This is a genomic window from Bacillus sp. N5-665 (assembly GCF_022637375.2).
In the GTDB taxonomy this organism is placed as follows: Bacteria; Bacillota; Bacilli; order Bacillales; family Bacillaceae_G; genus Bacillus_A; species Bacillus_A wiedmannii.
In genome coordinates this window covers 418,970-440,765 of record NZ_CP093324.1, presented here as the reverse complement: position 1 = coordinate 440,765, position 21,796 = coordinate 418,970, and the positions used below count along the sequence as shown (strand labels likewise).

15 protein-coding genes and 5 pseudogenes are annotated in these 21,796 nt (G+C 32.3%); 12 read left to right on the top strand and 8 right to left on the bottom strand.

What is annotated here, in order from left to right:
• Positions 1-286: 286 nt before the first annotated feature.
• Positions 287-565: a hypothetical protein gene (locus MNO09_RS01920; protein ID WP_070169004.1), complete on the top strand. Its 279-nt coding sequence runs from the start codon at positions 287-289 to the stop codon at positions 563-565.
• 607 nt (positions 566-1,172) lie between these two features.
• A complete protein-coding gene (locus MNO09_RS01915) occupies positions 1,173-1,364 on the top strand; it encodes a hypothetical protein (RefSeq protein ID WP_070169003.1) in 192 nt (63 codons plus the stop codon).
• 145 nt (positions 1,365-1,509) lie between these two features.
• Here the strand turns inward: MNO09_RS01915 and MNO09_RS01910 are convergent, their stop codons facing one another.
• Positions 1,510-1,647: a DUF3956 domain-containing protein gene (locus tag MNO09_RS01910; protein ID WP_000376554.1), complete on the bottom strand. Its 138-nt coding sequence runs from the start codon at positions 1,645-1,647 to the stop codon at positions 1,510-1,512.
• Positions 1,648-2,301: 654 nt separating this feature from the next.
• Here MNO09_RS01910 and MNO09_RS01905 point away from each other — a divergent pair.
• Together MNO09_RS01905 and MNO09_RS01900 are read left to right on the top strand one after the other, a co-directional pair.
• A pseudogene (locus MNO09_RS01905) lies at positions 2,302-2,556 on the top strand (LPD1 domain-containing protein); the annotation flags it as partial.
• 13 nt (positions 2,557-2,569) lie between these two features.
• Positions 2,570-3,830 (top strand): annotated as a pseudogene (locus tag MNO09_RS01900) (DUF3854 domain-containing protein).
• A 295-nt stretch (positions 3,831-4,125) separates the two neighbouring features.
• On the opposite strand, the gene MNO09_RS01895 reads toward MNO09_RS01900, so the two are convergent.
• Positions 4,126-4,554: a hypothetical protein gene (locus tag MNO09_RS01895; protein ID WP_098251898.1), complete on the bottom strand. Its 429-nt coding sequence runs from the start codon at positions 4,552-4,554 to the stop codon at positions 4,126-4,128.
• 869 nt (positions 4,555-5,423) lie between these two features.
• On the opposite strand from MNO09_RS01895, the gene MNO09_RS01890 reads away from it, so the two are divergent.
• From MNO09_RS01890 to MNO09_RS01875, 4 genes are read left to right on the top strand one after another with little or no spacing between them, the layout of a single operon-like run.
• The gene (locus MNO09_RS01890) at positions 5,424-5,804 is read left to right on the top strand and encodes a GntR family transcriptional regulator (protein ID WP_241949907.1); all 381 of its coding nucleotides are present in this window, start codon (positions 5,424-5,426) and stop codon (positions 5,802-5,804) included.
• A complete protein-coding gene (locus MNO09_RS01885) occupies positions 5,801-6,499 on the top strand; it encodes an ABC transporter ATP-binding protein (protein ID WP_070169579.1) in 699 nt (232 codons plus the stop codon). The genes MNO09_RS01890 and MNO09_RS01885 overlap by 4 nt, the downstream gene beginning before the upstream one ends.
• Positions 6,496-7,290 carry a hypothetical protein gene (locus tag MNO09_RS01880; protein ID WP_048563620.1) on the top strand — a complete coding sequence of 265 codons (795 nt, stop codon included), beginning with the start codon at positions 6,496-6,498 and terminating at the stop codon, positions 7,288-7,290. Before MNO09_RS01885 ends, MNO09_RS01880 begins: the two co-directional genes overlap by 4 nt.
• Before the next feature lie 39 nt (positions 7,291-7,329).
• Positions 7,330-8,064, top strand: a complete 735-nt coding sequence (locus MNO09_RS01875) for a Bax inhibitor-1/YccA family protein (RefSeq protein WP_070169578.1) — start codon at positions 7,330-7,332, stop codon at positions 8,062-8,064.
• A 966-nt stretch (positions 8,065-9,030) separates the two neighbouring features.
• Here the strand turns inward: MNO09_RS01875 and MNO09_RS01870 are convergent.
• From MNO09_RS01870 to MNO09_RS01860, 3 genes are all read right to left on the bottom strand, one after another.
• Complete coding sequence (locus tag MNO09_RS01870) at positions 9,031-9,225, bottom strand: hypothetical protein (protein ID WP_070169584.1); 195 nt, start codon at positions 9,223-9,225, stop codon at positions 9,031-9,033.
• A 1,133-nt stretch (positions 9,226-10,358) separates the two neighbouring features.
• On the bottom strand, positions 10,359-11,504 hold the full coding sequence (locus MNO09_RS01865; protein WP_070169001.1) for a DUF418 domain-containing protein: 1,146 nt from the start codon (positions 11,502-11,504) through the stop codon (positions 10,359-10,361).
• A gap of 37 nt (positions 11,505-11,541) precedes the next feature.
• The gene (locus MNO09_RS01860) at positions 11,542-12,024 is read right to left on the bottom strand and encodes a thioredoxin family protein (RefSeq protein WP_048563623.1); all 483 of its coding nucleotides are present in this window, start codon (positions 12,022-12,024) and stop codon (positions 11,542-11,544) included.
• 601 nt (positions 12,025-12,625) lie between these two features.
• Between MNO09_RS01860 and MNO09_RS01855 the strand changes: the two genes are divergently transcribed.
• Positions 12,626-13,174, top strand: a complete 549-nt coding sequence (locus MNO09_RS01855) for a hypothetical protein (RefSeq protein WP_048563624.1) — start codon at positions 12,626-12,628, stop codon at positions 13,172-13,174.
• A gap of 889 nt (positions 13,175-14,063) precedes the next feature.
• On the opposite strand, the pseudogene MNO09_RS01850 reads toward MNO09_RS01855, so the two are convergent.
• A pseudogene (locus MNO09_RS01850) lies at positions 14,064-14,615 on the bottom strand (hypothetical protein); the annotation flags it as partial.
• Between MNO09_RS01850 and MNO09_RS30970 the strand changes: the two are divergent.
• A pseudogene (locus tag MNO09_RS30970) lies at positions 14,515-14,769 on the top strand (hypothetical protein); the annotation flags it as partial. The pseudogenes MNO09_RS01850 and MNO09_RS30970 sit on opposite strands and share 101 nt — an antisense overlap.
• A gap of 457 nt (positions 14,770-15,226) precedes the next feature.
• On the opposite strand, the gene MNO09_RS01845 reads toward MNO09_RS30970, so the two are convergent.
• Positions 15,227-15,484, bottom strand: a complete 258-nt coding sequence (locus MNO09_RS01845; protein WP_070169000.1) for a zinc ribbon domain-containing protein — start codon at positions 15,482-15,484, stop codon at positions 15,227-15,229.
• 171 nt (positions 15,485-15,655) lie between these two features.
• Here MNO09_RS01845 and MNO09_RS01840 point away from each other — a divergent pair.
• Positions 15,656-17,086: pseudogene (locus MNO09_RS01840) on the top strand (IS4 family transposase).
• Positions 17,087-17,540: 454 nt separating this feature from the next.
• Here MNO09_RS01840 and MNO09_RS01835 read toward each other — a convergent pair.
• Positions 17,541-17,819, bottom strand: coding sequence for a putative quinol monooxygenase (locus MNO09_RS01835; protein WP_070169470.1), 279 nt, complete (start codon positions 17,817-17,819; stop codon positions 17,541-17,543).
• 1,046 nt (positions 17,820-18,865) lie between these two features.
• Here MNO09_RS01835 and MNO09_RS01830 point away from each other — a divergent pair.
• Positions 18,866-21,121, top strand: a complete 2,256-nt coding sequence (locus tag MNO09_RS01830) for an N-acetylmuramoyl-L-alanine amidase family protein (protein ID WP_088107629.1) — start codon at positions 18,866-18,868, stop codon at positions 21,119-21,121.
• The last annotated feature ends 675 nt before the right edge of the window (positions 21,122-21,796 follow it).

Sequence of the window (21,796 nt, the reverse complement as noted above, 5' to 3'; positions counted from 1 at the left end):
CCGACTCTACAGAGTATAAACGAGAAGATTCTTAGTCTTTTCCCAAGTACCGAACGTAAAGCGCATAGCTAATATGAGCTGGAAAATTTCATGATACGGTGGTTTGGAGAAGGTTGCGAGTGACCTTAGAAGAAGAAGTTTTTCCGATTGTTTTTATTTTTCTCTCTCTATTAGATAGGAAAACAATGAGTAAGCTAATAAAACATATTTTTTGAATTATTTAATACAAGTATATATAATTATATCGATGTTAATATATTAACTAGTTAAAAATGGGGAAAGAAAAATGAAAATTAAATTTAATGTGGTTAAAGATGAAAATTTTGATTTTATTTTATTAGAAGCAAAATTACTGAAAACTTTTAAAGAAGTCGATAATGTAGCAATAGTTGAAAAGGTTGAAGGCAAAATTTTTGAAAAAGATGATGTGAAAACCCATTTAGAGGAGATTACTATTAATGTTACAGGAAAGAATATCGGATATAGATCAGTTTCAGCTAGTATATTTATTGTTCTAGAAAGCCTATCAATGAAGTTATTCAATATTAATATTAGTATACATTAAGCATCCAAAACGGATGCCTTTTTCTTTGTTATGTAGAAATCACACATTAAATATTAGGGGGGCATAGAAATGATATAACACCAAACAATCATCTCTTCTAGTGTATTGTAGCGTTTTAGTGTTACCCCTGCATTCATGAAAGGGTACCTGTATAAGGTGCCTTTTTGATGAACCATTTTAATATAGAAATCATATAGTATAGTGTAGGACAAGCTAACCGCTTATATCCTATTCAATGCTCATTGGGGAATTTCCCTTAACATATTCTAGCATCTACTGACGTGGATGCTCTTTTTTGTTGAATAAGATGGGCACATTTTTTGAATTGCTATTACGCCGTAAAGAATAACGCTAGAGCGATGAATCCATATAAAAACAAAAAGAATCCTAAGATGAGTAGTATTGCACGAAAGTTGAGCATTTTAGACCTCCTAAGGGTATATAAGGAATTTTAATATATTATTGGTCTATTTAGAAGGATAACCACAAATTGGTAAATGTTAAACTTAAATTTGAACAAAATGAATATTTGGACTAGAGAATATCTGTATAAATAGGTAGAATCTAGTTATATGGTTCACATTTTAATCCAAGAGGTACAAATTCTATGCGACGTGAAAAGGATTTGTTGAAACAATGGAAGGCGGATTTGCAAGCTATTCAAGAAGAGAAAAGGCTGAAGAAGAAGGCTAAGAAAAAGAATAAAAAATATAGCATTCCTGGTAATACAGCTGACTTCATGGATTGCAAGAATACTTATCGTAAAGAGAATGGGGTATGGAAGCAAAGAAATAAATAGTGTGAAGATAAATAAGTTTGATTATGTTTATAGCAATTATTATAGACTCTGCCATGATTTGAGCGGCGTCTTGTTTATTGTTAAGAAAAGATAAGGGGAAAATAAAAAAAGAGAGCTAATGCCCTCTTTTTTAGCGGTACGTTAATTAATCGCAGATTGGTATTCCGAGCACTCTTAAAGCTAATGCTACTTGGAGAGAAATCTCTAATCTAGCAATTTCGATACCCGCTACTGAAAGAACTAAAAAAGGTTGTCCATTTACAAACACAACGCAACTATCCATGGTTATGCCTCCTTTCTAGCAATCTAATATAGTATATGAATGAAACAATACTATGTAATAGTCGAATTAATGAATTTAATAGAATTAATAGATTAGCCCATTTAAACAAATGAACACAACGAAAGAGAAGGGTTCTTTTTGTCTGTCTAAAAGTTAGTCTGAAATAGCATATATAAAACAATAATAACTTTTAGATAGTATCAGGGGGGCGATTAATGGTATTGGTGGGATATGCATGAGCTATTATAAGAGAGCAAGATTTAGGGTTGCAATTTGAAATGGTAGAAACATATGGTTGTACAAAAATATTCACTGAAAGGTAGAATGGAGCGGATTAAGGAAATATAAAGTTGTTGAAATTTTTGTATGAATTTATTAATATGGAACTATATTTATTGTTTATTTGATTCCGTTTATTCCCACACCTTATGCGTTGTGGTTGAGTTGTAGAAGCAAGTTACGTCTTGCTTCAATTCTGAAAGGGCTTCTTTGAGCCGATTAGTGTATATAAAGCTTATTTAATTAGCTGTGCACATTTTTAATCGACTTGAAGAAGCCCTTTTTGTGTTGTTTTAAAGTCTGTTTGACTGGTAAAACCGATTATCACATTAGGCAAAAATTATTATTTAGGGAGATATATAATGATTGAAGTATCTATACTTTGATACGGCAATCAAGTTAGATAAAAAGAGAATCAAAAAATATTGGTCTACAAATCACGAGATGTTTGCTAGAGCATTTGAAGTATATATAGCATCCGCTTTGCTAGAACAAGAACATAAAAACGATTATTTAGTTTGTGGAATATATTCTTTTGTATATCTGTTAGGAGAACAAAGAAAGTATCTAAATAGAAGTATAAGGAGTTTAATGGAGGTAGTTGTTCTATACATAATAAACAATATATAAGGGGTGGGGGATTATGCATTATAACATTCAAAAAGGACAGTTCCGTTTCCAATTTGTCATGATACAGGCAATTGCATGCTGGATGTTTCGCAAGAGAAAGTAGCGTGTACGCGTGTAGAAAGTAAATGGATCTATGGAAAAACATGGGCAATCCAAGCTACATTCACTACATAAATGGAAAAGATAAGTATCAATTGCCTGAGGTGGATGAAGTTCAGATCCATGATAAGAAAAGCAATGAGGAATTAAATGTGTTTAATCGTAAGTTAATGGATCTCATACCATTGCAAGAGCATCATCATGCACATTTAATAAGAGATAGGAAAATGAGCGGGGAACAAATACAAGTACGTCAATATCGTTCTTTCTTAAAGCAACAAATTGTGTTAGAAGAGGATAATACGTATACGACCGTTTGGGAGAAACTATTTGAACAGATTGGGAGAAAAAGTTGCTGGCAGGGCATTCCGGGATTTTATGAGATGAAGAAAAGTCAGCTTTCTCTTCGTTTAATGTCAGGCTTCCCTGGTATATTGATTCCTTTTCGAAACCAGTATAATCAAATTGTTGGATGGCAGGTTCGTGTGGATGAGGTGAAAAACTCAGTTCATGTGAAATCGGCACCTACTGGAGTTCAAGCAGAATTAATTGAACAACCTAATGTTGTAAAGATAACTAAGAATGGTGATTGTATATTTGAAGGTGAACTAGAAGTGAGCAAAAAGGTAGAAATTCCATCTCAAGAGGAACGAATTGTTGTAAAGATTCATAAAGGGAAAAAATATTTATGGATCTCATCAGCAAATAAAAATCAAGGAACTGGTGCAGGAGGTAGTGAAAATCCACTGCCTGTGCATGTAGCGGTACCGGGTTCTCATTTGAAACATTGGAATTCTGGTACACTTCATCAAACTAAATCAGTGATGATAACAGAGGGGGCTATAAAAGCAGGTTTGATTGCTGATTTGATTCCAGAGAGATTTAATAAAGTGGAACTTTCTGAAGTAGGAACAACGGTTCTTGCGATTCCTGGTGTAAATGCTTGGAGAATTACTATGCCTGTATTAAAGGATATGGGGGTAGAAAATGTCTATTTAGCGTTTGATGCTGATTTAGTAGAGAATAAGAAAGTAAGAAAAGCTCTTATAGACTTTGCGACAAAGTTAAAGCAAGAGGGTTATAACATAATTATTGCAGCATGGAACCCAGCACAAGGAAAAGGTCTGGATGATACAATGCAAGCGGGATATAAACCTGTGTTTAAGGGACTGTAATAGTAATAAATTAGGTTGATATTTTCATAAATAGTTAGGTTGAAAAAGATGGATTGATTTACCCTTTCTCATTAAAATAAGAGAATAGTAACGTGCTTTTAGCTTCAAAAATAGTTTAAATCCTTAAGTTGAGGGGCATATATGCTGAGGTCTTAGAGGGGCGTCCATTACATATTATTAAAATTTTAGATAAAATTTATTACATACAAAAAAGAATCTGCTTAAATTAGCAGATTCTTTTTTGTTAAATTAATATTTTAAGTGAAAATTAATCTAGATTCCCTTATTATTTATACTATTCCATAGTGCGAGCGCCAATATAAATTGGTCCAGTTCCATTAATATCGCTAACAACTCTGAGTTGATAAGTGCCTTTTTTAAGTTTAAATGTGTTATTATATGTTGCGCCCTTCGCTAGATCTCCTTCCTTATACACTGTTCCATTCGGATTTTTTAGAAACCAATGCACACCACCATTAGAGTTATTTGTGATGCTTACCCTCATATTTGCGTCTTTCTTATGATTAAGTTTTTTTGTCACTTCGCCCTTTTCTAAAGGAAAATAATCACCAATTATTTTACCATCTGAAGCAAATATTGCTGCTTTACTTTGTAAAATGTTATCTTGTGTAGCGCTTACATTTTTGCTACTTGCAAATGATGGGCTTGCCCCCATACCTGTTAAAGCTAAAGTCATTACAGAAATAACTAATGTTTTCTTCATGATAAAAATCCCCCTTAATAATGTTTTCTTTATACACACCAACCTTAACACATTTTACAGATATTGTTAGTTCGATAAGTTTGATAAAAAGATATTTAAATATTCGAAAAAAAGTATATTTTATATAATTATATGGAAGGGAATAAACCATTTGATATTGTCAAATTTACATTCGAAAGAAAAAAATGAATTGAATTTCCACAGAAAATTATAAAGAGATAGAATCTTCGTTTTGGAGATACATCAAACTATTAGCTTGATAGGTATGTGGTATTAACTTGCTATTTAGATATACAATTAGGCATATTTAATTTATTTTAATCTCCTTTATATTAAATGAAAAGTGGGAATGATTAATGAAGAAACAGTCTCAATATATGCATCATTTAATTATTAGCATAATATCACTTTTAGCTATACTATTTTTGTTTTTTGGAAACTATAAAAGTACTATTTTTAAGTACTCACTTATCTTTATATGTTTAATTAATATGATAATAAATTTCCTTTCTTATTATAAAAAAAGAAATAATTAGTTCTCCATAAAATTAAAAAAACGCTATTCTTTCTTTAAATCATAGGAAAGGATGGCGTTTTTTATGTCTGTTTCTGACGAATTACAACTATTTGCTCAAGAAATTTAATATTTTTTATCTCCAAATACCTTATGGGATCTTACTGGTGTAGCACCACATACCCATCAAGCTAAGATTTTGAAGTATCCTCAAAACGAAATTTTTATTATTTTACAGTTATTTATGAGAATTTATACTTCTCTTTTATTTAGTATAGTTTTCAAAGTAACTATTTACATATAATTTACATTAGTGTACTATTTGGCTAGTACACTAATACAGAGGGGGAAAGAAATGAAAACTGAGTTTTCTCTTAATATCCCTATTTATGTTCAGGTAATGGAATACATCAAAAAAGAAATTGTAACAGGACGTTTGGCGCCAGGTAAAAAAATTCCTGCTGTACGTGAATTAGCGGGTGAATTACAAGTGAATCCAAATACAATTCAACGTGCGTTTCAAGAGCTAGAACGGGAAGGTATTGCTGAGACACGTAGAGGAACAGGAAGATTTGTAACAATGAATGAAGAAAAAATAACAGAGCTACGCAAAGAAATGGCAAAAGAGTTGCTTGATAATTTTATAAATGGAATGAATAACTTAGGATTTATGGAAGAAGAGGTTCTCTCAATACTCCATTCTTCTTTGGAAAATAAAAAGGAGGGAAATCAATGAAAGAATTATTGAAAGTTGAAAATCTGTCGAAAAGATATGATTTAAAAACAGTGATTCAAGATGTAAGCCTAACAATCACAGAAGGAAAAATTATAGGTCTTGTTGGTGAAAATGGTAGTGGGAAAACGACATTATTAAAAATGATTTCGGGTTTACGTTTTCCATCTAAAGGAAGTATTACTATTAAAGATAAAAAGGTGGGATTAGAAACGAAAAAAATCGTTTCATTTATGCCCGATAGTCCTGTTTTTGAAAAATGGATGACTGTAAAAGATGCCTTGTTGTTTTATCGAGATATGTATGCTGATTTTAGTCTACAACAAGCAATAGAATTAATAGCTAACTTTAAAATCCCGATAGAGGAAAATATAAGCATCTTATCAAAAGGGAAAACAGGGATATTACAGATAATATTAACTTTTTCAAGGAAAGCAAAGGTATATGTATTAGACGAGCCATTAGGTGGAATTGATCTTGTTTCTAGAAAACATGTATTAGATTTAATTCTTAACTTTTATCGTGAAGATAGTACTATTCTTATTTCGACTCATTTAATAGAGGAAATTGAAAATATATTTGATGAGGTAATCTTTTTGAAAAACGGGAGTATTGTATTGCATGAAAATGTAGAAGAAATTCGTTTTCACCATGGAAAAGCAGTACATGAGTTATTTAAGGAGGTTTTTGAGAAATGAATCCACTTGTTCGTTATTTATTTAATTGTAATAGAAAAAAGATAGCTGTCTTTTACTTTGGGTTTATTATTATTTCCTTACTTCTTTTGTTTAATATGATGGGACTATCGAAGGTAATCAATCAGCTTACAAAGGATATAACATTAGGCATATATGTATTAATTATAGGTATCACTGCATTTTTACTGCTTTTAATAGCTTTGCCTTCTTTCAATAAAATGCTAAAAAATACTATGATACGTTATACAGCCATCTCAGGAAAAAAATATATATATGCAAATTTATTCTTTTTCACGTTAATGTTTATTCTATTACTAGTAATAGGATTAATTTTTCTATACTATTTCTCCCAAAGTACCTACGGAGGAAAAGTGATCGGGGGATACCAACAAGAATTTCATAAGTTATATGCATATGGATTTCTTCATCACATACTTTCTGTTTTGTTATGGGGAATCGATTTCATGAGTATACTGGTCTCCTGCTATTTCATCATGGTAATTACAAAGTTGATTCCTATAAAGTCATCAAAGAGTAAGATGGTTTTATCAGTTGTTTTTCTTGCTGTATTTTTAACAATCCAAACATTCGTACTGGATGTCTTAAGTAAATTAGAGAAATATGTAATCACCATAAAGAGTGCGGGGTTCATAGATAAAAATGGTTTTATTGACACATCACTGTATCCTAGTGAAGGGTTTACTATTTTAGATATTTGTTTTACTTGCTTATTTATAGTTGTCCTAGCAGCTATTACAGGTCGTATCATGGATAAAAAATTAGAAATATAAAGCTCCATTTTAAAAATAGAGTGTATTTAGGGGGAAAAAATGAGAACAACTAATCCAATATTAAAAAAAGAAAAATTTCATAAAGAGAAGACAAATGCTTCTACTATGACTATTGGTGGAACGATAGGAAAAACATTCATTTTGCTTATCTTACTTCTTGCAGCGTCTGTCTATTCATACGTACAGATGGCACACGGGACAATGAAAATACCTGTGTTAATTGGAATTATAATAGTTACTCTAATTGTCGCATTTTTAGTTATATTCATTCCTCGTATATCACCAATTTGTGCTCCGATTTACGCAGTATTACAAGGGATACTATTAGGAAGTATTTCAGCATATTATACAGTGCGATTTGTTGATTCTATCGCTTTAACTGCCGTATTACTAACAATTTCGATTTTATTTGCCATGTTATTGTTATACGCAACTCGAATAGTAAAAGTAACTAAAAAGTTTCGTGCAGTTGTAACGGTTGCAACACTTGGAATTCTTATTATGTATTTTATTGTTTTCTTACTGGGTATCTTAGGGGTGAATGTTCCATATATTCACCAAGGTGGGACAATTAGTATCATCATAAGTACAATTGTAATTATTGTTGCTGCATTAGATTTATTACTAGATTTTGATTCAATTGAACATGGTACTCATAGTGGAGCACCAAAGTATATGGAGTGGTACAGCGCAGTAGGACTTATGATGACATTAGTATGGTTATACTTAGAGATCCTTCGTTTGGTTTCTTACATTATGAAAAACAAAGACTAGAAAACATCCTGCATGATCCAAACATGCAGGATGTTTTTTGTATCTCGTATTTTCAATTAAATTAATATAGGTAGTAACAAATGTAGGGTGTTACTGTACAAAAAGTACCCCATGCCCATCAAGCTAAGATTTTGAGACATCCCCATTACGAGAAATTTACCTTTTTGCAGTTATTTATGAGAATTCGACTCATTTTTTTGTTTTGGGGGACAATCGATTTCTTAAGTTGATGGCGATGTGGCGATACCCCATCGCTATCAAGCTAATAAAAAGAAATGCCCCCATCGCTATCAAGCTAAGAAAAGTAAATACCCCCAGAACGAAATTTTGTGCTAACTTGTAGCAAAAAAGCTCATTTTTTTGTTTTGGGGTAATTCAGAATTCTTAAGTTGATGGGCATGGGGGGAGACCCTTTTTCTTAACTTGATGGAAATGCGGTGCTACCCCATGCCTATCAAATTAAGGAATTAATTGTTTTTCATCACAAAAGTGTTCTAAATGCTCATGAATAATGGTTGTAGTGATATGAAATTTTTGTTTTAGAGTTACCTGAAATATTTTTTAGAATTATAGCATCTATGCAATTAAATGGTTTACAAATTTAAATTAAATATTGACAACAGAATTTATGAAGTACTTAATCAATGTCGCATGTAAAAAACATTGAGTAATTTTTTATGGGGGATTTTGTTAGATTACTACGTCTACTGACTACTAATACGCGGTGTTATTTTAATTAACACCACGTATTGTTTTATAACATGAAGTTAGTAATGAAATAGCCAAATTCATAACCTGCTCTTATTATTCCAGCTCCTAATATTATATATAGAGAATACTTAATGAAAAGATTCTCGTTTAAGTAGTTTTTTAGATTATTCATGTTGAATCCTCCATCTAAATTTTATTTGCTTGACTGTGATATGTCGATCCTTCAAATAAGCTTAAATTTATCATTGTATATACTTAGTCTTTAATTTGTTTCATTAATGCTTTAGCTGCTACAAATAACATGAAACTGTTGAGGGTTAAACCTGCTAAATTTACGTAAAAGAAATTTGATTTTGTAAAATTGTATATACCCGTTATTACAAAAATGAAAAAGATAAATGAAGCTATTGTAAGGGATACTATTTTTTGCTTATTTGTGTATGAGTTCATTATTATCACCCTTTAAATTAAATATATGGATATAATTATATCATGAATTGATGTATGTAATTAACTATAAGATAGATATCTATGAGGATTTAAATTTTTTCTTTTACAGGATAATAAGGCAGCAGATTAACACGTACAATGTGTTATACGTGTTAATACTAAATTCTATAAAGAAAGACACCCTAAGGTGTCTTCCTTCGTCTTGAACCATCTTAATTTTAATAATATGTATTGGACTCCCATCCGAATATTATTTTATCATGTTAAGTAATTTTGTATATTGATAAATATGATACACTTCTTTATTTGAGGGTAAAAAGTCCTAGGAGGACTAGGACTTTTTGACAGAATGAATATGATTCAAAAAAAGGACTTATACAACATAACATTTAAATGTTTCATAAATATATCGTAAAAGTGAACAAATTCTATATTTTAAAAAGTCATCTAGGTATAAAGATAATCGATAATCATACAATGATATGGAAGGATCTTTTCTAACGTGTTAGTTACCTCAATGTATATGTATCTTTTGGCGCCTGGACGAGGGTGCTTTTTTTATTGCACATTATGATAAGGACAAGCATATTATGTAATGGGACGAGCTCTTTGTGTCCTATTCAATGCTCAGGATAAAGCTCGATTCACATTGAGAGTGTGCTCCCTTTATTGAAGGAGGTATATAATGTTATTTATATATTTGTATTTCAATCTGAGGGGGATAGAAATTTAATGTGACGTAAAAAGGGTTTGTTGAGACAATGGAAAGTGGATTTGTAAGTTGTTCAAGAAGAGAAGAGGATGAAGAAGAAGGCAAAAAATAAGAAACATAGCATTCTTGGTAATACAGGGGAATTTATCATTCTAGCCAAGGAGACTCCTTCCTTAAGGAGCGCCTGTGTATAATATAGGTGATACTTGTGGTCTTTGTGGAGAAGCAAAATGTGTTTATAATAAAACTGATGAATCGGATAATAAATAGTATATAAAAAAGACACCACAAGGTGCCTTCCTCTGACTTGAACCACTGTAATTTTAATAACATGATCTCAAAACCACAAATATATCTTTAATCTTTCATATAAGATTTTATCATATTTTTCAGTTAATAGCATGTAACTGAAAAAAATAGGCTATTCCTTGTAAATCCCTTTTCTCCATACCCACTCAATAGGACCATAACAAAAATGTTTACTCAAAATTTTGCTGAATATAATTTGTACAAAGATAATTAAAATCCCGAAGATACATAGTTTCCAATAATATACGTGTGAGATATCTTTAAGGGACCACGAAAGAATGAGAAGAGTAAGTATACTTTGGCTAATGTAATTCGTTAAAGCATACTTACCTACGTTCATAAAGGGGTACAGCCACTCTATATATTTTTTATTCTCACAAACTCTAAGTAGGGTACAAATATAGAATATAGCTAGTATTTTCCCTCCAAATAGAATCCATAGTTGTATATCGTAAGAGTAATAGACATCCGTTTTTATAAAGTAGTAGATAATAGGGCAAGAGAGAAGACATGGAATGCATAACGAGCTCCACTGTAAAAATGTAATGTGCTTTATTAATTCCGGTACCCTTTTAAAAATATCTTTCTTACCAGCCCATAAACCGATTAAAAATAAGCCTATATATTCCGGAATCCCAATTAGTAGTTGTTGGGGTTCCTCTATCATCAGAAAAAACAAACGTGCTTTTACTTGATATAAATAATGTGTAAATAGATTTACCGTGTGGTTGGTAGTGTTGCCAGTAAACATATATTGATAGTAAGTTGGTACTTCAGGAATAGAAGAACTTACTCGTAAAAATAAAAAAATATGTAATATATAACTAACCATTAGGAAACTACAACCTGCTATAAAAATAAGCTTAGTAGATCGCTTATAAAAGAACAATAGAATAAATCCAGCTATAGCATACGCATGTAGAATATCTCCATACCATAGAAAGGTGAAGTGGAGTAAACCGAAGACTAGTAAAATACACAGTCTGCGAATAAACAACTTATACATGGGATATCCTTTTGCTTCTATATTTTTCATAAAGATATAAAACCCTACTCCAAATAAGAATGCGAAAATAGTATAGAACTTTGATTGTATAAACAAATCTACTAAAAAGCGAATCACTTTATCTATACCACTATAACCTGCCTGATTAAAGGTATCTAGTCCCATCATAGTGGGCAGATTAGCAAAAAGAATACATAGTATGGCTATACCTCTTAATATGTCTAAAGAATGAATACGGGCATTTTGTTGCATGTTAATTCTCCTTTCTTACAAAAAAACGAGCACTATACTAACTAGCGCTCGAATTACGTCTTGCAAAGAATCCGTCATATGTAGCAGCTGACACTGCTCCTTCTAGACGTTCAACTTCTTCACCTCTGTTATAAGCTACAACAACTGGAGTACCTGGAATGTCGAACTCTTGAAAGGCACTTTGATTTACTGATGTAGAGATATCAATACGATAGATGGTTCTATCATGCTTTTTTGACATACTATTGATATCTGGTGCAGCTTTTTTACAAAAATGACAGGTTGGTTGATAGTAATACGCAATGAACTCTTCATGGGATTGTATTTTTTGCTTTAATTCTTCTTTTGAAATATCTTTTATATTTTCAGGTGCTTCTTTTACATCTGCAGCAGATACAATTGTTTTTTCTGGCGATATAGTTTCTGTTTTGACTGATTCATTTTTAGTTAAAGTAAAGATCGCGATACAAGCAACGCATAAAGTAGTGACAATTGCTCCGATTTTGTAGACTTTTTTCATAGTAAATTCCTCCTTAAAATAAAAAAAGGACAAACCTCGCCCGAGTTAACAGGGCGTAAGGTTTGTCCTTCACGCTACGTACAATAGAGTATAAACAATGGAAACAAATTTTCTATCTATATAATACCATAATATTCATATATAATGCTATAAGAATTTTAAAAGAAAAACAAAGGAATAACTTAATTGAAAAATTTCATGTACCAGATTGCATATAAAAAATAATAAACAGTACAATAAGGGAATTCTCTGTGCTGTATCCAACTGATAGGGACACTATTCCCCTCCAATAAGCATAAAATCATTCAACAAACACATCTCAAAAAGTGTGTGTACTTATGAAGTGTGTCTTAAGTACATTTTGATACCTTTTGAAGTAGTTTACGCTGCAAAGAATATACTAAAGGTGTACCTTTCGAAACACTTCACAGACGTATCAAGGATTCTTTTTATCTTTAGATATATGAAAATAAAAAATATTCTTAAAATTATACTTTTATAAACAGGTAAATTCCAAGAAATATTTGTTCATTAAAAAATATAACAGAACACTATTTGTTATAATTAGAATAATTGGAAAGGAATTTGGGGAGGAATAGCTGTGGGGTTAAATATACGACAATTAAATAAGAGTTTAGAAATAAAAATAAAAAAATGTATTGCGCTATTAGGCGAAGAATATATGTCCTTAAATTTCACTATATACTTTTATGAGACCCGAGAAAAGCTTCAAAAAGAGCGTGATAATAAGCCCGATTTAAAGAGAGAGCATTATGAACAAATATTGAATGGTGAAATAGAAACGGCGGGCTTAACCATTTGGGAAGAGGGAAAAATTAAAATTTTTCTATTCCTTTTTCAAGATTTAAAAGGGACTCCTACAGAAATCATTGATTTAATCGGTAATTTGTATCATGAGATTCGTCATGCATGGCAATTTGAAAATAATTTATTCCAAGATGAAAAAGAGATTGATACGATTGATGGGGATCTTGAATCATATCTAAGTTTACCCTATGAGAAGGATGCATATAGATTCCAAGATGAAAATATGAAAAAACATGGTGAAGAAATTTTAAGGATTTTTGGTTTTCAGTTGAAAATTAGTTATCGTTTAGCCGATGAAATAAGGAATATTATATATTCATAATGAAAGAATCTTAAAGAAGTGTCTCTATTATTAACTTGGACGAGGAGGCATTCTTACAGAAAGATATATTTATGTTTAATATTAATTAACTATAAGAAAATAAATTTCATATTATAACTAATTATAATTCTTGAATATATGTAAATGGGGTATTCTTATCTTTTTTATTTATGTGATGACGAAATTAGGTATAGAAGAATTAAACAAATGTTTGTTTAAAATATTTTAGTTATGAATGATGAGTTCCGTGTTCAATTGTCCGCTTAGTTAATTTCTTTATTTATTATATAAATTTTATATAGCAAAGAAAAAAGAAGTCGCTATGGATGCTTTCTCTAAAAATTTATCGCTACAAGTTCTTCTTAAGGTTTTTCTTTATGAGAAGTAATTAACTTTTAAACTTTTTCTAATATTCGAAACCACTATTTGTAATCCAACCCATATTTTATTGATACCAATATAGTTACAGGTATGCTAAAATCCATTTGAAACATTGCTTTTGGGAATACAATTGCTATCATAATCGCAATTTATTTTCTACAAACTGATTGAGTTTTAACCCAAATTGCGGTTTTATTCCGCCGTCCTTAACAAATTGTTAAGGACCTTTTTTTATTTGTCCTTTAGTTGCGAAAAAATAAATTTTTCATAATGGGGTTGTTAAAAATATTAGCTTGATGGACATGGGGTAGCACCACATCGCCATCAAGCTAAGGTTTTGAAGTACCCACTAAATGAAATTTTTCTTTCTCTACAGTTAGTTATTTTGAGAAGTCAGCTCATTTTTTGTTTTTGGGGTGTTTACTTTTCTTAAGTTGATGGATGTGGTGATACCCCAAATATGACAAGAGAGCCATTTGACTCTCTTGTTTCATACACAATAATAAGTTTATGGAATCGGGCTTGTAAAAGGAAATCTTGATGCCGCAAAGAATGTTGGATTAAATTGATTGCCCACAATACTGCCATTTGTAGTAGCACGAAATATAACTTGCACACTGTCTCCTGCTTTTAATCCATATATAGTGGAAATATTCACAAGTAAGTCGGCAAAAAAATCCACATCATTAGTTGTAACTATAACTTCAACATTGTTAAGAAAAATATCGAATGAAAACCCATAACTAACTAATGTACTACTAGGGCTAAATCTTGCACCTGCTGCTAATGAATATACTCCGTCTTGATTTGGTTGGAATGTTGAAACACCGTCAAATTCATTTCCAAAATCAAATTGTTCATTATTAAATGTAAGAACTAAATCATCCCCTGCGGTATATGCTTGTGCCTCTAGTGGTCCTTGTTTAGAAGCTCTAAATGCAGATTCAATTACGTTTAATCCAGTTGGACCCGTTGGTCCTGTGGGGCCTGTTATTCCGGTTACTCCTGTAGGTCCCGTTGGTCCTGTAGGCAAAGTAAATGGTGGAATAGGTGGAAGTGTCGGACCGAGTAAGCTTGGGTCTATTGCCGCACCTTGTAAATCTTTTTCTTCTGACATACGCCACCTCCAAAAAACACTTATCATACTAAATATATGTATTGTAGAATCAATTATGACAAAAGAACCTATCGGATCTCTTTTTTATTTTTTCTAAACAATACAGCAGATGGTTGCGAATATTTTCACTGTCGATATTCAATTGAAAAAAAGACATGCAATATTCATATCCACATTTTATTGATACTACTATAGTTACAAGTATGCTAAAATACACTGGATTTGTTGCATTTGTTAGCTTGATAGCGATGTGGCGAAACCCCATTGCCATCAACCTAAGATTTTGAAGTACCCCCAAAAACGAAATTTTTATCTCTCTACAGCTGATTATGAGAACTAAGCTTATTTTTTTATTTAGGATAGGAACTTATGATTTCACAGTTTCAAAAAGAAAAACCACAGCAATTGCTGTGGTTTTTCTTTTAATGACCTAAACTATGTTGTGAATGCTCATAGCATTATACGTTGAATTTCGAAAAAGTGTTAAAATGTAAACTTTTAAATAAATGTACTAGGGTCTAAATAACGCATGATAACATTATATAACCAATAAACTATTTCCAACGATCTAATTTAGGAATATTTCTTACAAGAAATTTAGCAAGAAATTTAGGGGTTTTTATATTTTTTATTAAATGTTCTTGTACAAATTGTTGCATTTGTATTGCTGTAATATCTTGAACAAACTTACCATCCATATAACAATGACTACAATATTTAATACTTTTACTCCCATTACTTTCTGTACCTCCACCTAATTCATCTTTCGAAAGAGGCATTCCACAACTTTGACATACTTTATATTTTTTCATCAAAATTCTCCTTTGAAAATTAACCACATCAAATAATAAACAAGTGTACAACAACATAACAAATTTATAAAGAGGTAACTCTTGCTATTCAGCTAATAAAAAGAAATACCCTCAAAATGAAAAAAATACGTTATTCTTTCTGTATAATCATAGGAAAGGATGACGTTTTTTATGTCTGTTTCTGTGTCTAACGAATTACAACTATTTGCTCAAGAGGTTCAAAGTTTTTTATCTCCAAATACCTTACGGGATCTTGCTAGAGATGTTGGTTTTGTACAACGAACCAGTAAGTACCAAGCAAAAGATTTAGTAGCTTTATGTGTATGGGTGAGCCAAAATGTAGCTATGACTTCTTTAACTCAGTTATCTAGCTGTTTAGAAGCATCAACAGAAGTACTCATCAGTCCTGAGGGACTGAATCAACGGTTTAATAAGGCGGCCGTCCAACTTTTACAACACCTACTAGCCGAACTACTAAGCAAAAAATTGGCCACATCTATGCCAATTTCTTCTCCATACACTTCTGTTTTCAAGCGTATTCGTATTTGAGATTCAACGACATTTCAACTCCCGGATGTATTTTCATCGGTTTATCCAGGTGCAGGAGGATGCAGCCATACAGCTGGGATAAAAATTCAACTTGAGTATGACTTGTTAAGTGGACAGTTCCTACATATTCATACAGGTCCGGGTAAACAACATGATCGCACTTACGGCTCTCTGTGTGCCCCAACTGTGGCAGCGAATGATTTATGTATCCGAGATTTAGGTTATTTTCATTTAAAAGACCTTCAATATATACAAGATAAAGAGGCCTACTATATCTCTCGTATCAAGTCGAATACACGTATGTATCAAAAAAATTCTAACCCTGATTATTTTCAAGACGGAAGAATCAAGAAAGGTACAGAGTATATACAGATAGATATGGAGGTTTTAATGAACTCTCTTCAGCCAGGACAAACATGTGAAATACTCGACGCTTATGTAGGAATGACTGATAAAGTATCAACTCGTGTGATTGTTCATCGACTAACAAAAGAACAACAACAAAAACGATTACAAGATCAAACTGTAAGAGAAAAAAAGAAAGGAATGAAGTATTCTCCTCGTAGTAAACGACTCAGTGGTATCAATGTATATATGACAAACACCCCTACAGACATTGTCCCGATGGGACAGGTACATGACTGGTATTCTTTGCGTTGGCAAATCGAAATTTTATTTAAAACGTGGAAGTCATTCTTTCAAATCCATCATTGTAAAAAGATAAAACCAGAACGATTGGAATGCCATTTGTATGGGCAACTGATTGCCATTCTCCTCTGTTCCTCTACCATGTTTCAAATGCGCCAATTACTTCTTATAAAAAAGAAACGAGAACTGAGTGAATATAAGGCCATATATATGATTAAAGATTACTTTTTTCTTCTTTTCCGTGCGATACAGAAAGACACCCAAGAGCTATCAAAGGTATTATTTCGTCTGTTCAATCTTCTACAACAAAATGGGCGGAAATCTCATCGGTATGAGAAGAAAACAGTCTTTGATATATTAGGTGTCGTTTACAATTGTACCCTGTCTGATAATCAAGCGGCTTAATTCAAAAAAGGAAACCCGTTAGGGTTTATTTCGTATGCAAATCTTTCAATTTCCTACACATAGCCTTTAGAAAACAGAAACAGCTTCTACTATAATTTACGTTGTATGAGCTTAGCTTGATAGCGATGGGGTGGTACCCCACATCCATCAATCTAAAGTTTTGAAGTACACCAAACACGAAAAAATTGTGTCTTTTATAGTAATGAAGTTCATTTTTATCGTTTTTCGGGTAACCTGTTCTTTTGGGTTGATGGGTATGCGCAGTATCCCTAATAAGAAAAACCACAGCGATTGCTGCGGTTTTTCTTATTAAACGGTGAAAGTAAACTAATGAATAAAAGATTACTTTCCCTATAAACATCAGTCCAATAAAAAAAGAGTTGCTTTTGCTACTCTACATATATATAGTGCTCCGATTTATATTTTATCAAAACTACAAGAACAACCAATCTTGTTAGTTCACATTACTTCTAATTACCCATTCTATTTCTGCTAATTCTTGTTTTAGAGTATTTTGAGTGTGTGGTTTGGTGAAATGAATATTAAGAGCTTCTTCGTTTTCCCAAATCTCCCAAAGCATTAATTTTCGTTCTGAGGGTTCAAGAGGGTACACATGAAATTGAATACATCCTTCTTCTTTAATAGTTTCTTTTTCAAGTTTTTTGAACTCCTCTATTATTTCATTAAGGTCTTTATCACTAATAATTTTCAAGCATGCAGTTATGTAATGCATCAGATTACCCTCTTTCCATTCCTAAATTTTAGTCGGTATCAAAAAATATATTCAATTAATATCTTATAATTCCTTGTTTTTGGGTGTGCGGTGATGGCTGGGGTGCAGTGAAGCCGAGGAGCTAGCCCTTCTAATTTCCCTTTCCTTAGACTTAAAACATGAAAGTAAACTTTATAAATAGAAGTTTACTTTCAGTTTCATCAATAAGAAAAACCACAACAATTGCTGTGGTTTTTCTTATTGCCCTGACTAAAACTATGTTGTAAATGCTCATGGCATCATATGTTGGATTTCAATTATAAGTTCCAATATAAACTTTTGAACATTAGTTTACATTCATTTCTTTGATTTTATTAGATTTATAGCAATTCACACATTTTCCTCAAAAACAATTAGAAAAGTATACATTCGAAACACTGTAAATAAAGAGATTATAAAACCCATTCAAAGTAAAGAACAAATTAGTTATGATAATCTAATTAATCAGAAATCACGTTATTATGATAAAATGTTATTTAATGGATATCAAAAAGGAGGACATAACAATATGGCTGATTCTAAACAAAAAACACCCCTTTGGGAATGGTTTGCTTATCTTGGAGCAACCGTAACAATTATTAAACTTGTATATACATATTTATTTTAAAATCAAACATATACATTCTACACAACCGTAGTTACCATAACCCATCATTATCGATAGTATCCAAAAAGCTAACTTTTTATCTTTTTTCAGATAAGAAATTAGCTTTTTCGTTTTGGGGGTGACTTGATTTCTTAGGTTGATGGCGATGTGATAGGGCTCCAATTAGTTTCATTCAAACTATCCTTTATAAAAGCGACATGATATATACATAAAATAAAAATTAGATTTATGAAAGACTTTTGTAACATTTGCGAAAGAGAAATGAAAGATTTATAAACTAAGATGAACTTACTGATATTGACGTTATATCAGTCGTTAATAAAAAGTACAAGTAGTGAGTGAGGAACAGCATTGTATTTCAGCAATCTAAACTACATTCTACTAAGAGAGGAAAACAAAAATGAAAAAAAACTTTAACACAATTAGAATGGGAAAGAAATTAATTCCTGCCACAGCGGCATTAGGTATTCTTTTTTCTGTAGCTCCTGTTGCAGAGAACAAAGCTAGCGCAGGTTTAGCCACGGTGTTGGATGTGACTATTACTTCATTAGGTATTGTAGCTGATATTTATGAAAAGCTTGGGATATCTGTAGGGGAGCCTGACTTATCTAATTACACTGGCCCCTATGCAGAGAATGTGTCTTACAGAGCTCCTAACTTTAAATCTGGGGAATTTAATATTTCTATGCATCATACGAAAGGAGATTCCAATTTCACTAGAACGATTAAAGTACTTTATCCAGATGGAAAAAGTGAGATGAAACACTTAAAATCGGGACAACAGCTTAAGATTACAGAACCCGGTACAATTGTAGATTTGAAACCCCTTGCAGAATCTGTATCAGAGCACGATCTTCTTTACATTACAAAAGCGCAATTGGATGAAGGAAAAACCGGAGTTGCGCTTAATCAAGGTATCACCATATACGTAGAAAAAACATCCGGTGAAAATAAAGTACTTGTTGACGAATTTTATAAGAAGAAATTTGGAGCAGATTCTCTTGACGGTTTTAAAGGGTTAGGGGTGGACCGCTTTTCTTATTTAACAGATGAACAAAAGAAGGTAGCAACATTGACTTCACATCCAGTAGGTAGAGAAGTTCTTTCTAATTATGTTACGAATAACCCTACAGCTCAAGCAGATTTTAATAACCGGTCAAGTAATGTATTCGCAGAGATCACCAATACCCTAGAGACACCTATTAAAGCAGCATATGGCTCACTAAATCACGGTGAATCCTATCAAATTATCCCCTATAAAAAAGGAAGCAATAAAGTATTGGTAAAAGCAGGTTCAAAATATCTTTCAGGGAAAGAAGGAAATGTTCTTCAATATTCCGATTCGATTGGTGACGATGAATTGTTTGAACTTGTCTCAGCCCCCGCTTTTCTTAATAAATGGCAGTTTGATTTGGTAAACAAGAATGGAGTACGTCTGACTAGTAATCCATACATTCAAGGCTTCCTGAAGGAAAACGATGGTGCTAATTCTTTCAGATCTGGAATTAGTTTCACTGCAAAAACGAATGATGAAGTTCACAACTGGTTAATAGACTGGTACCCTGGTAAAGAACATGATAGACAGAAGTATGATGGAAGAGTAGAGTTCAAAGCTAATGATAAAAGTGATGGCTCTATATGGACTGCATACGATGCTTCTGGAAAATTAATAACGAATAGTTGGATAGAACGAGATGGAGCATATCATTATGCAGATGCTTCAGGAGTTCTTTTGAAGGGTTGGCAGGAAATTAAAGGTAATACGTATTATTTTGCTCCGCATTCTAATTCCCTGGTAGTGTCGTCAAACTCATCTGATGCACAGATTGAGGGGAAGGTCTATCATTTCAAGGATTCTGGTGTTCTGCAGCGATTAGCCTGGAAAGATGAGCAATATTCTGATGCTTCTGGAGCGTTTGTTAAAGAGGGTCTGAAAGAAATAGAAGGTAAAATTTACTATTTTAAAGATTTCGCAGTTACAAAGAATGAAATGCGTCTAGAAGACCAACATGTCATTCTTCACTTTTCCAACAAAGGCGTGCTTGAGAGAGCTTCAGATCTGAATGGGAAAGCATTAGCTAGTACTACTACTGTTACTCTTAACGGGAAACACGTAGTCTTTGAGAAAGACGGTTCTGTTAGAAAGCCAGGACTCACTGGAAAGAGACCTTTCCTCCAATCAGATGGAACTGAAAAGGTCACAATGCACTATTATAGCTTAGAGGATGGAGCTTCCTACTCGGGTTGGAAGATAATTGATGGAAAGAATTATTATTTTAAAGATGGTAAGCACTACACTTTTGATGGTTATGAAAATATTGACGGAAAAAAATATTATTTTAATAATGACGGACAAGCTATGTTGACAGGGTTTAAAAAAGAAAACAGTAAAATATACCACTTCAATGATAAAGGCGTAATGCAAAAAGGGTGGCAAGAAATCGATGGTAAATGGTATTACTTCGATGATTCTGGAGCAGCTAAGATAGGATGGTTCTCTGTTGGTGGTGGATACCATTTCCCTTATTACGGGTACTTTACTTATTATGCCAAAGAAGATGGTTCAATTTATCAAAACACCACTGTTGAACTTGATAATGGGAAAGGTGTTTGGAAGACTTATAAATTTGACAGTCATGGACACAAAGGTTATTAATAATCCAAAAAGAGTCTGTTTTTTATAAATATGACTCTCTAAATGAGATCCCTCTACCTAACTGGATCATATAACTCTGAAAAACTAAAAACAAGGCTTCCAATCAGTGAATGAGAAAATGGGTTAAAGAGTGGGCGTTGATATTCTTTTAAGAATTTAATCATGTGAAGAAGTACATTTCTAATGTCCATGAAACAACAAGTCGAGAATGGCCGTAGGACCTTCGTCTTTGATAGTAATGGATATTACAAGGTGAAAAGTTAGTTAATAATAGGCTAGTACTGTTGCAGATAATGGTAGCGCCCCAGTTGTAGCTTCTAGTGAATTCATTTTAAAACCTGAGAATACAACTGCACCAGGCAATAATCACAAATGGGAGTTAGAAAGTATTAAGTAAAGAGTCATGCAATATATGTACCCTCTATCCATATGAATAGGGGGTATATATAGATTTCTAAATATAACAAGTCTTTCTATACATTTGTTACCCCCTACTCCATACGCCACAAACTGAAGACTCCTCAGTATTTATTCTTTTAGGAATGGTATATAAACAGAATTTACCTAGTCATACAAGTAATCAAGTGTTAAAATTACCTTCTGAATTATAGAATCACCTTTAATAATTTTTAATGAATATAAGATCAAAGTGTTGGATTCCGACTTACTAATACT